Below are 14,688 nucleotides of genomic sequence, written 5' to 3'. Positions count from 1 at the left end.
TGTTGCTCGCCGTTGCGCTTTGCGGCGCCCCCGCACGTTGTTTTCCGTCCCGACGTGGGTGTTGTTCGCCGTTGCGCCTGCGGCGGGCCGCGTTGTTACTGGGTGCGGTGCCGGCCCTCCGGACTTCGTCCTGCGGTCCGTCCCCTCCCGTGGGAGGGAATCTTGAAGGCCGGTGGGGGCGAGCGTCGTTACTGACGCCCGCCCCCACCGGCCTTTAACTCTCCCACTACGGGAGGGGACGCGCCGCAGGACGAAGTCCGGAGGAGCGGCACCGCACCCAACCACCCACGCCCGCCGCAGGCGCAACGGCGAGAAACCACCACGGCGGGACGGACGACAACGTGGGGGCCCGCCGGACGCCTAGTCCATGTCTGCGGCCACAGACGCCGCGCCCGCCGTGACCGTCTCGTAGACGGCGAGGATGTCGGCGCCGACCGTCGACCAGTCGAAGCGGCGGACGTGGCGGGTGCCGCGTTCCCGCAGCTCGGCGAGGCGGGCGGGGTCGCCGAGGAGGCGTACCGCCGCGGTGGCCAGGGCGTCCGCGTCCTCGTTGGCGAAGAGTTCGCCGGCCTCGCCCTGGTCGAGGACCTGGGCGAAGGCGTCCAGGTCGCTGGCCAGTACGGGCGCACCGGCCGACATCGCCTCCACCAGGATGATCCCGAAGGACTCACCGCCCGTGTTGGGGGCGACGTAGACGTCGACGCTGCGCAGCAACCGGGCCTTGTCCTCGTCGGTGACCATGCCGAGGAACTCGACCCGGGAGCGCAACTCGGCGGGCAGGCCCGCGACCGCCTCCTCCTCGTCGCCGCGGCCGGCGACCAGCAGCCGGGCGTCCGGGACCTCGGCGAGGATCTTGGGCAGCGCCTGCATCAGGACCGGCAGGCCCTTGCGGGGCTCGTCGATGCGGCCGATGAAGCCGATGGTCCGGCCCTGCCACCGCGGGTCGGGCTCGGCACGGGCGAAGAAGTCGACATCCACGCCGTTGGGGATGACCACCGCGTCACCGCCGAGGTGCTCGACGAGGGTGCGCCGGGCGTACTCGCTGACCGCGACCCGGGCGCTGATCTTCTCCAGTGCGGGCTGCAGGATCGGATACGCGGCGATCATCGCCCGGGAGCGCGGATTGGAGGTGTGGAAGGTCGCCACGATGGGGCCCTGGGCCGCCCAGCAGGCGAGCAGGCCGAGCGACGGGGAGGCCGGTTCGTGGATGTGGATGACGTCGAAGGCGCCGTTCTGGAGCCAGCGGCGTACCCGCGCGGCGGAGAGGAAACCGAAGTTCAGGCGGGCGACCGAGCCGTTGTACGGGACGGGGACCGCGCGGCCGGCGGAGACGACGTAGGACGGCAGCGGGGTCTCGTCGTCGGCGGGCGCGAGGACGGAGACCTCGTGGCCGAGCCGGATGAGGTGTTCGGCCAGGTCGCGGATGTGGAACTGCACGCCGCCGGGGACGTCCCAGGCGTACGGGCAGACGATGCCGATCTTCACGGGGTCTCCGATCCGGTGGCCACGGGGCCGTTCTCCGGGCGTGGTTCCAGGTCGGCCAGCCACAGGCGCTGCAGCATGTGCCAGTCCGTCGGGTGGTCGGCGATGCCGGAGGCGAAGGTGTCGGCCAGGGTCTGGGTCATCCGGGCGGCCTTCTCGGCGCGGGTGCCGGTCTCCGGGACCTCGATCTCCGGGTGGACCCGGCCGCGCATGACGGCGGTGTCGTCGTACCAGAGGGTGACCGGCAGCAGCATCGCGCCGGTCTGCACGGCGAGCACCGCGGGGCCGGCCGGCATCTTGGTCTCCTCGCCGAAGAACGTGACCGGGATGCCGGAGCTGGAGAGGTCGCGGTCGGCGACCAGGCAGACCAGGCCGCCGGCCCGCAGCCGCCGGGCGAGGGTGCCGAAGGCGGCGCCGCCGGTGTGCGGCAGCACCTCCATGCCCAGGCCCTCCCGGTAGGCGACGAAGCGGTCGTAGAGGGTTTCCGGCTTGAGGCGCTCGGCGACGGTGGTGAAGGGGGTGTTGAGCTTGGTGGTGACCCAGACGCCGGCGAGGTCGTAGTTGCCCATGTGGGGCAGGGCGAGGATGACGCCGCGGTCGCTCTTGAGGCCGTCGGTGAGGTGGTGCACGTCCTCGGGGTCGAAGGCCGTCTTTATCCGGTCCTCGCTCCAGGCGGGCAGGCGGAAGGACTCCATCCAGTAGCGCATGTACGAGCGCATCCCGGCGCGGGAGAGCTCGGCCAGGCGCGCGGACGAGGCGTCCGGGACCACCCGGGCGAGGTTCGCCTCCAGGCGGCGGACGCCCTTGCCGCGGCGCTTCCAGGCCGTGTCGGCGATCCGCCGGCCCAGCCGTACGGCGACGCCCTCGGGCAGCTTCTTGACGGTGCTCCAGCCCAGTCCGTAGAGCGCGTCGGTGAGCTTGTCGGTGTCGATTCCCGGCAGCCGGGTCATACGGTGTTCCCCCCTTGTGCGACGGCGGCGTCGGCCTCGGCCGACTCCCGGCGTACCGTGACCACGCGCTGGCCGAGCGTGACGGCGCTGCCGATGCCGACGATCCACAGCGCGATCGGCAGCAGGACCTCGACACCGGGTACCCCGAACGCGTGCAGCCCCGACAAACCGCAGGCCACCAGCGTGATCACCAGCCGCTCGGCGCGCTCCACCAGGCCGTTGACGTCCACCGGCAGCCCGATGGCCTCGCCGCGCGCCTTGGTGTACGAGACCACCTGGCCGCTGGCGAGGCAGAAGATCGCCATCGCGCAGAGCATCAGGCTGTCACCGCGCCCGGCGTACCACAGGGCCAGCCCGCCGAAGATCGCCGAGTCGGCGACCCGGTCGAGGGTGGAGTCGAGGAAGGCGCCCCACCGGCTGGAGCGGCCCAGCTGCCGGGCCATATTGCCGTCGACCAGGTCGGAGAAGACGAACAGGGTGATGACGATCGTGCCCCAGAAGAACTCGCCCCGTGGGTAGAAGACCAGGGCGCCGGCCACCACGCCCCCGGTCCCGATCAGGGTGACCGCGTCCGGGCTGACGCCGATACGGATGAGCAGGGCGGCGAACGGCGTGAGAACACGCGTGAAGAAAGCACGCGCGTACTTGTTCAGCATGGCCTTCCCGGAGGGTCGATACGGGCCGCGCGGTCGATGGGCCACCGGCTGGCCCATCGTAGCCAGGAGGCCCGGGGCCGCTGCGGACGCATCGCGGCGCGGGGTGCATCCCACGGCTCGGGGCCGCCGCCGCGCGCCTGCGGGCGCGCGGACGGGCCCCTTGAGACCCCTGCGGGCGCCGGTCCGCTGTGCCATGTATGGACGCATCATGACCTCGGTGGAAAGCTCGAATCACCGCAAAGTGTCGACCTGGAGGCGAGACACATGAGCGAGAAGACGAGTACACGCCCGGGAGCCGCCGGAAGGGCATCAACGGCCGGCCAGCCCACGGCCCTGCGGAATGTGGTGCTGGTCGGCCACAGCGGATCGGGAAAGACCACTCTGGTCGAGGCCCTGGCGCTGGCGTCCGGGGCGGTCAACCGCGCCGGACGGGTCGAGGACGGCGGCTGCCTGTCGGACTACGACGAGATCGAACACCGCCAGCAACGCTCCGTACAGCTCTCCCTGGTCCCGGTGGACTGGGGCGGAGTCAAGATCAACATATTGGACACCCCCGGATACGCCGATTTCGTCGGGGAACTCAGGGCCGGTCTGCGCGCTGCGGACGCGGCCCTTTTCGTTGTCTCGGCGGCCGACGGCGTGGCCGGCGCGACCCGGATGGTCTGGGACGAGTGCGCGGCCGTCGGCATGCCGCGCGCCCTGGTCGTCACGCACCTGGAGGCGTCCCGCGCCGACTTCGACGAGATGACCGAGCTGTGCCGGACCACCTTCGGCGGTGAGGACCCGGACGCCGTCCTGCCGCTCTACCTCCCGCTGTACGGCACGCCGGGCGCCGACGGCCACTCCCCCGTGCACGGCCTGATCGGCCTGCTCTCCCAACGGGTCTTCGACTACTCCTCCGGCGAACGCACCGAGCGTGCGCCCACCGCCGACGAGCTGCCGCAGATCGAGGAGGCGCGCAACCGCCTCATCGAGGGGATCATCGCCGAGAGCGAGGACGAGTCCTTGATGGACCGCTACCTCGGCGGCGAGGAGATCGACGTCAAGACCCTCATCGGGGATCTGGAGACCGCGGTCGCCCGCGGCACCTTCCACCCCGTACTGGCCGCCGCGCCGGCCCCCGACGGCTCCAAGCAGGGCCTCGGCACGGTCGAGCTGCTGGAGTTGATCACCGGCGGCTTCCCGACGCCGGCGGAGCGGGAGGCACCCGCGGTCACCACCCCGGACGGCGCCCCCCGCCCGTCGCTGACCTGCGATCCGGACGGCCCGCTCGCGGCCGAGGTGGTCAAGACCTCGTCCGACCCGTACGTGGGCCGGATCTCCCTGGTACGGCTCTTCTCCGGGACGCTGCGGCCGGACGAGACGGTGCACGTCTCGGGCCACGGCCTCCAGGACCGCGGGCACGAGGACCACGACGTCGACGAGCGGGTGGGCGCGCTCTCGGTCCCGTTCGGCAAACAGCAGCGCCCGCTGTCCCAGGCGATCGCCGGTGATCTGGCGTGCGTGGCGAAGCTGACCCGCGCCGAGACCGGCGACACCCTCTCCGACAAGAACGCCCCGCTCCTGATGGAGCCCTGGTCCATGCCCGACCCGCTGCTGCCGGTCGCCATCCAGGCGCACAGCAAGCCCGACGAGGACAAGCTCTCGCAGGGCCTGGCGCGCCTGGTGGCGGAGGACCCGACGATGCGGCTGGAACACAATCAGGACACCCATCAGGTGGTCCTGTGGTGCCTGGGCGAGGCGCACGTCGATGTGGCGCTGGAGCGGCTGCGCAGCCGCTACGGCGTCCAGGTCGACACCGTCCCGCACAAGGTGCCGCTGCGCGAGACCTTCGGCGAGGCCGCCGCGGGGCGCGGACGCCACGTCAAACAGTCCGGCGGACACGGCCAGTTCGCGATCTGCGAGATCGAGGTCGAACCGCTGCCCGGCGGCTCCGGCATCGAGTTCGTCGACAAGGTCGTGGGCGGCGCGGTGCCCCGGCAGTTCATCCCCTCCGTCGAGAAGGGCGTACGCGCCCAGGCCGCGCGCGGGGTCGCCGTCGGGCATCCGCTCGTGGACATCCGGGTCACGCTGCTCGACGGCAAGGCGCACTCGGTCGACTCCTCGGACGCCGCGTTCCAGATGGCGGGCGCGCTGGCGCTGCGCGAGGCAGCGGCCGAGGCCCGGATCGACCTCCTCGAACCGGTCTGCGAGGTCAGCGTGATGGTGCCGGACGACTTCGTCGGTCCGGTGATGAGCGATCTGTCCGGGCGCCGCGGCCGGGTTGTGGGCACCGAACAGTCGGGCGCGGGCCGCACCGTCGTACGGGCCGAGGTTCCCGAGATCGAGATCGGCCGGTACGCCGTCGATCTGCGCTCCCTCTCGCACGGCAGCGGACGCTTCTCCCGCGTCTACCTACGGCACGAGCCGATGCCGCCGCAGCTCGCCGGGAAGTTCCGGGAAGAGGCGGAGAACGGCGCGTAGTCGACGCCCCGTCAGCCGCTGTCCGGCACAACTCCCTTGGGCCGGGCGGCGGCTGTACGCTGAGAGTCTTGTCGTGGAACCGCCGGTTCGGCGGCAGGTCACGAGGTCACCCGCCGCGACAGGTGTGCCGTCGGCGGAAGTCGGGAAGAGCCGCATCATCGGATGCGCGTGGTGTGGGGGGCGGTAGTGGCAGACGGCTTTGACTTCAGCCCGGGGGCGCAGGTGCCGCTCTCGGGGAGCGCCGGACAGACGGCGGCGACCCAGGCCCTGGCCTCGGCCGCCTACCGGGACAGCCCGCTGTCGGACATCGCCAAGGCCGACTCCGACTCGGGCAAGTCCGAGATCAAGAAGCCCAAGCTGTCGCTGTTCGAGCCCAACCTCGGCGAGGCGTTCTCGCGCGCCGTCCAGGTACGGATGCTCGGCGGCGGCCGCAAGCCGCTGATCCAGTCCTTCGGGACCGAGCCGCAGACCGTCGTCGAGCACTGCCTGTCGGCCACCCGCATCCGCAAGCAGCGGGACATCAAACTGACGGTGCTGATGGTGCTGTTCGGTCTGGTCTTCCTGCCCGGTGTGCTGCTGTGGCTGGGCGTCTTCCAGCTGCGCAAGATGCTCTCCAAGAGCGACGGCAGCAGCCTCTCGCTGCTCGGCGCGGTACTCCTCACCGTGCTCGGCGGCCTCGCCCTGTTCTTCATGATCAAGCTGCCGCTGAACGGCTTCTGGCCGATGTACGGCCGCGCGATGCTCGTCGCCCCGGTGATCGGCTGGTGGCTGGCCAAGCAGTTCTGCGAACGGACCGCGGTGGCCATGCGGGAGTCCTGGAAGGGACTGCTGGAGGGCGGCGGCGTGGCCGCGAAGATCCCCGAGGCGGTACCCCAGGACCCGAACCAGATCGCCGCCGAGACCCTTCGGCAGAATCTCGCCAAAATCACCGCCGAGCAGAACAGCAACGTCGTCTTCTACGCCGGCCCCAAGGGCATACTCGGCATGGGCACCCGCTGGGGCAGCTGGCAGCTCGCGGAGGAGCTCACGCCCGCCCGGGAGGGCACCGAGATCAACCCGTTCCGCAGCTGGGACGTGATCCGGGTGATCCACGACCGGCTGCGGCTGCTGGAGCGCAGCCCGCTGCACACCGGAGGCTTCCCCACGCCCTCCGTACGCCACTGGATCGTCTCGCCGGTCGGCGAGAAGGCCGCCGCGGTCGCCCGCCCCGAGGGCACGCACGTCGAGGCGTTCCAGATCCGCGGGCACGAGATAGAGCGGATCTGCAACGAGCAGCAGTTCGGCAGCGGCAACCGCCACTACCTCGGCGTGCAGTTCGTCCTGTGGGACGGCCAGCTGGTCATCACCCTGATGATCACCGTCACCGTGCTGCACGAGACGCTGCGCATCGAGGTGACCGGCCACGCCCTCGGCCCCGTCAACGGGCTGTTCACGACCAAGCCGGAGCCCAAGACCAAGGACGTCGCCAAGGTCATCAAGTTCTGGGAGACCAAGACCCAGCACCTGCCGCTGATCGAGGCGAAGGAAGTGGTCCGGCTGGCGGCCCGCGCCCCGCTGACGTGGTTCCCGCCGGTGCTGGACTTCCTCGGCGGCAAGCTGACCCTCCCCGAGCCGTTCGGCCTGCGGCACGTCTGGGCCGACAAGCCGTGGCGGCACCGCTTCATGGCCGATGACGCGCTGCGCGCCGCGACGCCGGTGCTGCGCACGGTCCACGCCGCCGCGATGAGCGTCCTGGCGGACAACGGCGTGGACACCGAGCGCTTCACCAACCGCTCGCTGGTGCTCAGCGGCATGATCCAGGGCGTGGAGCCGCAGAAGGCCGACGAGTACAACGCGTAGCGGGCATCGGGGTCAGCGGAAGATGCCCGTGTGCCCCAGGGAGTACCGGCCGGGCTGCGGGTAGACCGCGAGACCGTGCGGGCCTTGGCCGACCGGGATCTTGGCCAGGGTCTTGCCGGTACGGGTGTCCAGCGCGTACACCTCCGAGTTGTAGCGGCCGGACAGCCACAGCACCTTGCCGTCGGTGGACAGGCCGCCCATGTCGGGGCTGCCGCCGCCGCGGATGTGCCACTTGTCGACGAGCTTGCCGATCTTGAAGTCGAGCAGGGAGATGGAGCCCTCGCCGCGGTTGGAGACATACATGTACCGCGAGTCCCGGCTGACGTAGAGGCCGTGGGCGCCCTTGCCGGTCGGCATGAGCTTGGGCCGGTTGAAGGTGTCGCCGTTCATGACCCAGATCCCGTCGGCCATCATGTCGGCGATGTACCAGGTCCTGCCGTCCGGGGAGATCTTCACGTCCTGCGGCATCGCCCCGTCGAACGGCAGCTTCTCCTGGCCGATCACCTTCATCTTCTCGGTGTCGACCTTCAGCAGCTCACCGGAGAACTCGCAGGAGACGATGAAGTAGCGGCCGTCCGGGGAGAAGTCGGCGTGGTTGACGCCGGCGCAGCCGACCGGGAGGGTCTTGCGGATCTCCATGGTGTGCGGGTCGCGGAACACCAGCTGACGGTCCATCGAGGCCATCACGACCGCGTACTTCCCATTGGGCGTGAAGTACAGGTTGTACGGGTCGTGGACCTTGACCGGCTCGCCGGCCTTGCCGGTGGCCGGGTCGATCGGGGTGAGGTCGTGCCCCCGGTTGTTGTTGACCCACAGCGTCTTCAGGTCCCAGGACGGCACGACGTGCTGCGGTTGCACCCCGACCGGGATGGTCTCGATGACCTTGTAGGTCTTCGGATCGATGACGCTGACCGTGTCGGAACCGGTGTTGGGGACGTAGATCCGCGCGGGATAGTCCTTGACCTGCGGCGCGAGCCTGCCGGGCCGGTCCGCGGCGTACAGGTCGTGCTCGTCGAGCAGCGGCGGCATCCCGGGCAGGCCGGGTCTGGCCGCCTTGACCGGTGCCCGCTCGACCGGCCGCGGGCCCTGCGCGGCGGGCTTGGTCCCGCCGTCACCGCAGCCCGCCGCCAGCGCACAGGCCACCGCGAGCAGTGCGGCCGCCCGGTGACGGAAGCCCGGCACCGTGGTGCGTCGCGTGGAATGGGAACGGTTCCGGTCAGCCATCAGGTCACTAGCTCCGTTGTCGTCACCGCGCGCAGACCGCGCCGGCGGAGGCCGTCGAGGATCGGGGGCAGTGCCGCCACCGTGCCGGCGTGCCCGAGGTGGAGGCTCACGACCGAGCCCGGCCCGACCGAGTCCAGGACCGTGCGCTGCACGGCCGGGGCGCCGGGGTCGTTCGCGTCGAGGGAGTCCACGTCGTAGGACAGGACGTGGGGATAGCCGGCCTTACGGGCCAGCCCGACCACCAGGTCCGTGGCCCGCCGGGTCTGCGAGGGGCGGAACCAGCTGCCGATGGTCCCGGTGAGCTTGCGCAGCCGGTCCGCGCACCCGGTGATCTCGGCGTACGCCTCGGCGGCCGGCAGGGCGTCGATGTTGCGGTGGTGCAGGGTGTGATTGCCCAGTTCGTGGCCGCCGTCGAGGATCCGGCGGGCCATCCGGGGCTGGGCGTCGAGCCAGCTGCCGACGGCGAGCACGGTGACCCTGGCGCCGGCCCGCTCGGCCTCGGCCAGCAGGGCGGTCGCCAGCTTGGGGTCGCCCGCCCCGTGGAAGGTCAGCGCCACCGCCTTGCCGGTCCGCGGCCCGTGCTCGATCTGTACGGGCAGGCCCGGCGCGCGGGTCGGGGGCCGGGCGGCGCGCACCGGGGCGGGCGGGACCTGGCCCGCCCCGGACGGACCGGGGCCGCCGGCGGACGGTGCGGTTCCGGTGTCCTCGTCCCGGTGCGGGTCGCAGCCCGTCGCCAGCGCACCGGCGGCCGCGGCCGAGGCGGCCGCGCGCAGCACGGAGCGACGATCCAGTGAAGTCACCACCCCATTAGAGAGGCAACCCCTCCGAATCGGGGTGATATATCCGATTCATACGGTTTCGTGTCGCCCTGAACGGGCCCGGACGACGGCCGGCGTTACACGGGCCAGGCGGCGGCGAGCATCGCCCGGGTGTCGGCGAGGAGCTGCGGCAGCACCTTGGTGTGCCCGATCACCGGCATGAAGTTGGTGTCACCGCCCCAGCGCGGGACCACGTGCTGGTGCAGATGGGCCGCGATCCCGGCGCCGGCGACGGTGCCCTGGTTCATCCCGATGTTGAAGCCGTGCGCCCCCGACGCGGTCCGCAGCGCGGTCATCGCCCGCTTGGTGAACTCGGCGAGCTCCAGGGTCTCCGCACCGTCCAGCTCGGTGTAGTCCGCGACGTGCCGGAACGGGACCACCATGAGGTGACCACCGTTGTACGGGTAGAGGTTCAGCACCGCGTAGACCCGCTCACCGCGCGCGATCACGAGGCCGTCCTCGTCCGACTTCTCGGGGATCGTGCAGAAGGGACAGCCGTCGTCGGCCCCCGGGCCGCTGGGCTTGTTCTCACCCTGGATGTAGGCCATCCGGTGGGGCGTCCACAGGCGCTGGAAGGCATCCTGCGTCCCGACCCCGATCTGCTGCTCCGGCTCGCTTGTCATACGGGCCAGCATATGGCGTCGCCCCTCACCGGCGTGTCGTTGGGGCGAGGAGCGCGGGCGGCTCGGCGATGCTGTGCCGATGGACAGGCAACAGCGGCTGCAGAGGTGGGAGCGGGCCGCCGAGCCGTACCTCTTCGTGGCGTCCCTGCTCTTCCTGACCTCCTACGCGGTACGGGTCCTGGTGCCCGACCTCTCCCCCGGCTGGCAAGCCTTCTGGGAGATCGTCACCTTCGCCAGCTGGGGCCTCTTCGTCGTCGAGTACCTCTTCCGGCTGCTGCTCAGCGACGACCGCCGGCGCTTCGTCCGCACCCGCTGGCTGGACCTGATCGTGACCGCGCTGCCGCTGCTGCGGCCGCTGCGGATCGTCGACCTGCACGAGCGGATGCAGCACCGCCGGGACCATCCCCGGCTCGCGCTGGAGACCCGGGTGATGGCATACGCCGGGCTGACCGCGCTGCTCCTGGGTTTCGCCGCCGCCCTGGCCGTCTACCACGACGAGCGCACCGCGCCGTACACCACCATCCGCACTTTCGGCGACGCGGTGTGGTGGGCCGCCTCGACCCTGACGACGACCGGATACGGCGACGCCACCCCGGTCACCACGCGCGGGCGGGTGGTCGGGGTGGGCCTGATGTTCGTCGGGGTGGCCCTGGTCGGAGCGGTGGTGGGCTCCTTCTCGTCCTGGCTGGTGCGGCGCTTCCGCCAGGAGGGCGAGGCATGAGCGGGCCCCGGGGAGCGGGTCGCTCCCCGGGGCCGCACACGCACCGCTCGGACCGGATCAGACCTGGACGCGGCGCTCCACGACGTCCAGGATCTCGGCGATCGCCTCGTCGCGCGGGATGCCGTTCTTCTGCGAACCGTCGCGGTACCGGAAGGACACCGCCCCGGCCGCCATGTCCTCATCACCGGCGATGATCATGAACGGCACCTTGGCCTTCTGGGCGTTCCTGATCTTCTTCTGCATCCGGTCCGACGAGGAGTCCACCTCGACCCGCAGCCCCTTGGCCTTCGCCTGCGCGGCGAACTCCGCCAGGTACGGGACGTGCGCGTCACCGATCGGGATGCAGGTCGCCTGGACCGGCGCCAGCCACGCCGGGAAGGCACCCGCGTAGTGCTCCAGCAGCACCGCGAAGAACCGCTCGATCGAGCCGAACAGCGCGCGGTGGATCATGACCGGGCGCTGCTTGGTGCCGTCCGCCGCGGTGTACTCCAGGTCGAACCGCTCGGGCAGGTTGAAGTCCAGCTGGACGGTCGACATCTGCCAGGTACGGCCGATGGCGTCCTTGGTCTGGACCGAGATCTTCGGGCCGTAGAACGCGGCGCCGCCCGGGTCCGGGACCAGCGGCAGCCCCTGCTTCTCGGCCACTTGCCGCAGCGTCTCGGTGGCCTCCTCCCACGCCTCGTCCGAGCCGACGAACTTCTCCGGGTCCTTGGTGGACAGCTCCAGGTAGAAGTCGGTCAGGCCGTAGTCGCGCAGCAGGTCCAGCACGAAGGTCAGCGTCGAGTCGAGCTCGTCCGCCATCTGCTCCTTGGTGCAGTAGATGTGCGCGTCGTCCTGAGTGAAGCCGCGGGCACGGGTCAGGCCGTGCACCACACCGGACTTCTCGTACCGGTACACGGTCCCGAACTCGAAGAGGCGCAGCGGGAGTTCACGGTACGAACGCCCCCGCGCATCGAAGATCAGGTTGTGCATGGGGCAGTTCATCGGCTTGAGGTAGTAGTCGATGCCCTCGTCGAGCTGCATGGGCGGGTACATGCCGTCGGCGTACCAGTCCAGGTGGCCCGACTTCTCGAAGAGCTTCCCCTTGGTGGCGTGCGGGGTGTAGACGAACTCGTAGCCCGACTCCTCGTGCCGCCGGCGGGAGTAGTCCTCCATGACCCGGCGGATCACACCGCCCTTGGGGTGGAAGACCGCCAGGCCGGAGCCGATGTCCTCCGGGACGGAGAAGAGGTCCAGTTCCGAACCCAGCTTGCGGTGGTCGCGCTTCTCGGCCTCGGCGAGGAACTCCAGGTGCGCCTTCAGCTCGTCCTTGGTCGGCCACGCGGTGCCGTAGATCCGCTGGAGCTGCTTGTTCTTCTCGCTGCCGCGCCAGTACGCGGCGGCCGAGCGCATCAGCTTGAACGCGGGGATCACCCGGGTGCTGGGCAGGTGGGGACCGCGGCAGAGGTCCTTCCAGCACAGCTCGCCGCTCTTGGCGTCGACGTTGTCGTAGATGGTCAGCTCGCCGGCGCCGACCTCGGCGGAGGCGCCCTCGGCGGCGTCCGCGGCGGAGCCCTTGAGGCCGATCAGCTCCAGCTTGTACGGCTCGGCCGCCAGCTCCTCGCGCGCCGCGTCGTCGCTCACCGGACGGCGCACGAACTTCTGCCCGCGCTTCTGGATCTCCTGCATCTTCTTCTCGATGCGCTTGAGATCGTCCGGGTGGAAGGGGGTCTCGACGTCGAAGTCGTAGTAGAAGCCGTCCTTGATGGGCGGGCCGATGCCGAGCTTCGCCTCCGGGAACAGCTCCTGCACGGCCTGCGCCATCACGTGCGCGGTGGAGTGCCGCAGGATGTTCAGGCCGTCCTCGGAAGTGATCTCGACCGGCTCGACCACCTCGCCGTCGGCGAGCTCGTACGCCAGGTCCTTCAGCTCCCCGGCCACCCGCGCGGCCACGACACTGCGCTCACCCTGGAAGAGGTCGGCGGCCGTAGTGCCCGTGGTCACCACGCGTTCTTCCCGCTCGGAATCGCGTTGGACGGTCACACGGACGTCTGACACCGGTCTCTCCTGACTCATGTCTCTTCACGGCAGCGATTGCTGCGCAGCCGAATCGTACCGAGCCGGTGCGCCCGACCGCGAAACGGTTTGCCCGGCGCCCGGCTACTCCCCGTCCAGCGGCCCGCCGCACGCCTCCTCGAAGAAGTCGAGATTCTCCTGGAGCGACTTCATCAGCCGGTCCCGCTCCGCCTCGTCGACCTGGACGGGGGTGACGTCGTGGCCGCCGGTGATCCTCCGGAAACCACCGCGGCTCTCCAGCCGCCCGCTGACCCGGATCGGCAGTCCGACCAGGTGCGCGTGCCCGGCGATGCGGTAGTCCTCCTCGCCCAGCGCGACCCGCACCTGCACCACGTCGGCCCCGGTGATCACCCGGAGCCGCACCGCTCCCGGACCGCCCGGCCGCTCCCTGCGCAGCCGTACGACCGCTCCGGTCACCCGCACCGGCAGCGACGGCTCGTCGCGGACGTAGCGCCGGGCCGCCTGCTCCAGCGCGGGAAGATCGCCGGGCGAGAACTCGACCGGCTCGGGACGCGCCGGGCAGCCGGCCGGGGCGCCGGCCGCCGGTGACCACCCGACCGCGATCCGCACCCCCTCCGTGTCCCGCACCAGTGCGATCAGCGCCTGCACCAGCTCGTGGCAGACGCCCAGCTCGACGGCCGCGTCGAACGCCTCCATGCCGCCGGTGGCGCGCTGGTAGTCGGTGGCGTCGCGGGCCGCGTGCAGGGCCCGCTGGAGGCCGGCGACCGCGCCGCGCCCGCCGCGCACCGGGACGAACGCGGTCAGCCGCCGGCCGGCCGCGGCCGGGCCGACCAGCACCTCGGCCAGGAACCGCTCGGCCTGCCGTTTGTGCCGGGCCCCGTAATAGCCGGCCCGGCCGTACGTCCCCAGGGCCCCGGCGACCAGCATCGAACGGGCCGCGCCGCGCAGCTGCTCCTGCGCCACCCAGTGCGCCCCGCCCGCCCCGTCGTCGGGCACCGCACGCTCCCAGCACACCTCGTCGCTGGGCACCGACAGCCCCATCAGCACCTCGCGGGCCGAGGGCACGGCGCTCCGCGCCAGCGCCGCCAGCGCCTCGGCGAGCAGCTCCGCGCTGTCGGGGAAACGGCGGTCGTGCGGCACCAGCAGGCTGGTGCCGCCGGTGCCGCCGGGCGGCGTCCACCGGGCGTAGTGGCCGGTGGCCCCGCCCCGGCGGCGCCAGCCGTGCCGGGCGAGCAGCGCGGCGAGCACCGCCGGGTCGAGCCGCGCGGGATCCAGGAGCCGCGCATCGGGTTGATCGGTCGGCCGGTACATCAGGGTCTCCCTCCCGCCCCGACGCGGGTCATGATCTCGCAGAGCGCTCGGTCGTCGAAGATCCGCGTGGTCGGGATCCGCACGGTGGTCCTGCGCCGGCCGGTCACCGGGTGGCCGGCCAGGTTGATCCAGTAGCAGCAGTGCCGCAGTTCGAGACGGTCGTGGGAGGCCCGCAGCCACTCGTCCTGGGTACGCGGCACGAGCATCACGACCAGGATCTTGTGCACCGACACGGGCGTACGGGCCAGCTTCACCAGATGGTCGTTGTCGAGCGTGAAAGGGAACGTGGGCCCCGGCGGGCGCGGGGCGGTCTGGTAGGTGCATTTGAGCTGCACCTTGATGGTCACCTCGTCGTCGACGGTGTGGCCGGGCGCGCCATGGCTGACGTGCCAGTCGATTCCGTTGTCCGGGAAGGGCTGCGCCAGCGAGCACCCGGAGGCGGCGGCGACCGCGTGGAGATAGCCCACCTGCAGGGTCTCCATGCAGGCAGTGGTGGCGAGTCCGCCGCGCTGCGGGGTGCTGTGCCGGGGAAGCAGCCCGCCCGGTTCGGGCTGCGCGAGCGTCATCGCGGAGCTGCCTTCCGGG

12 protein-coding genes are annotated in these 14,688 nt (G+C 71.3%); 3 read left to right on the top strand and 9 right to left on the bottom strand.

Going from position 1 to position 14,688, the window contains the following annotated elements; genetic code table 11:
• Positions 1-360: 360 nt before the first annotated feature.
• From SL103_RS11910 to pgsA, 3 genes are read right to left on the bottom strand one after another with little or no spacing between them, the layout of a single operon-like run.
• Positions 361-1,485 carry a glycosyltransferase family 4 protein gene (locus SL103_RS11910; RefSeq protein WP_069568829.1) on the bottom strand — a complete coding sequence of 375 codons (1,125 nt, stop codon included), beginning with the start codon at positions 1,483-1,485 and terminating at the stop codon, positions 361-363.
• Positions 1,482-2,432, bottom strand: a complete 951-nt coding sequence (locus SL103_RS11905) for a phosphatidylinositol mannoside acyltransferase (protein WP_069568828.1) — start codon at positions 2,430-2,432, stop codon at positions 1,482-1,484. The genes SL103_RS11910 and SL103_RS11905 overlap by 4 nt, the downstream gene beginning before the upstream one ends.
• The gene (gene pgsA / locus SL103_RS11900) at positions 2,429-3,088 is read right to left on the bottom strand and encodes a phosphatidylinositol phosphate synthase (protein ID WP_069568827.1); all 660 of its coding nucleotides are present in this window, start codon (positions 3,086-3,088) and stop codon (positions 2,429-2,431) included. The genes SL103_RS11905 and pgsA overlap by 4 nt, the downstream gene beginning before the upstream one ends.
• A 264-nt stretch (positions 3,089-3,352) precedes the next feature.
• Here pgsA and SL103_RS11895 point away from each other — a divergent pair, with 264 nt between their 5' ends.
• Positions 3,353-5,551: an elongation factor G-like protein EF-G2 gene (locus SL103_RS11895; protein ID WP_069568826.1), complete on the top strand. Its 2,199-nt coding sequence runs from the start codon at positions 3,353-3,355 to the stop codon at positions 5,549-5,551.
• A gap of 162 nt (positions 5,552-5,713) precedes the next feature.
• Complete coding sequence (locus tag SL103_RS11890; protein WP_069568825.1) at positions 5,714-7,390, top strand: hypothetical protein; 1,677 nt, start codon at positions 5,714-5,716, stop codon at positions 7,388-7,390.
• Positions 7,391-7,402: 12 nt separating this feature from the next.
• Here the strand turns inward: SL103_RS11890 and SL103_RS11885 are convergent, their stop codons facing one another.
• From SL103_RS11885 to SL103_RS11875, 3 genes are all read right to left on the bottom strand, one after another.
• The gene (locus tag SL103_RS11885) at positions 7,403-8,614 is read right to left on the bottom strand and encodes a YncE family protein (RefSeq protein ID WP_069568824.1); all 1,212 of its coding nucleotides are present in this window, start codon (positions 8,612-8,614) and stop codon (positions 7,403-7,405) included.
• A complete protein-coding gene (locus SL103_RS11880) occupies positions 8,614-9,414 on the bottom strand; it encodes a polysaccharide deacetylase family protein (RefSeq protein WP_244303888.1) in 801 nt (266 codons plus the stop codon). Before SL103_RS11880 ends, SL103_RS11885 begins: the two co-directional genes overlap by 1 nt.
• Before the next feature lie 95 nt (positions 9,415-9,509).
• Positions 9,510-10,067: an HIT family protein gene (locus SL103_RS11875; protein WP_069568822.1), complete on the bottom strand. Its 558-nt coding sequence runs from the start codon at positions 10,065-10,067 to the stop codon at positions 9,510-9,512.
• A 67-nt stretch (positions 10,068-10,134) separates the two neighbouring features.
• Here SL103_RS11875 and SL103_RS11870 point away from each other — a divergent pair, with 67 nt between their 5' ends.
• Complete coding sequence (locus SL103_RS11870; protein ID WP_069568821.1) at positions 10,135-10,776, top strand: potassium channel family protein; 642 nt, start codon at positions 10,135-10,137, stop codon at positions 10,774-10,776.
• A 57-nt stretch (positions 10,777-10,833) separates the two neighbouring features.
• Here the strand turns inward: SL103_RS11870 and thrS are convergent, their stop codons facing one another.
• The 3 genes from thrS to SL103_RS11855 all read right to left on the bottom strand — a co-directional run bounded on the left by thrS (position 10,834) and on the right by SL103_RS11855 (position 14,669).
• A complete protein-coding gene (gene thrS / locus SL103_RS11865) occupies positions 10,834-12,813 on the bottom strand; it encodes a threonine--tRNA ligase (RefSeq protein WP_069568820.1) in 1,980 nt (659 codons plus the stop codon).
• A gap of 102 nt (positions 12,814-12,915) precedes the next feature.
• Positions 12,916-14,103: a hypothetical protein gene (locus SL103_RS11860; RefSeq protein WP_069568819.1), complete on the bottom strand. Its 1,188-nt coding sequence runs from the start codon at positions 14,101-14,103 to the stop codon at positions 12,916-12,918.
• Positions 14,103-14,669, bottom strand: coding sequence for a DUF4365 domain-containing protein (locus SL103_RS11855; protein ID WP_069568818.1), 567 nt, complete (start codon positions 14,667-14,669; stop codon positions 14,103-14,105). Before SL103_RS11855 ends, SL103_RS11860 begins: the two co-directional genes overlap by 1 nt.
• Between the last annotated feature and the right edge of the window lie 19 nt (positions 14,670-14,688).

It is taken from the genome of Streptomyces lydicus (assembly GCF_001729485.1).
Lineage (GTDB): Bacteria > Actinomycetota > Actinomycetes > Streptomycetales > Streptomycetaceae > Streptomyces > Streptomyces lydicus_D.
The sequence above is the reverse complement of the archived record's forward strand: the minus strand, read 5'-3'. Positions and strand labels throughout refer to the sequence as shown.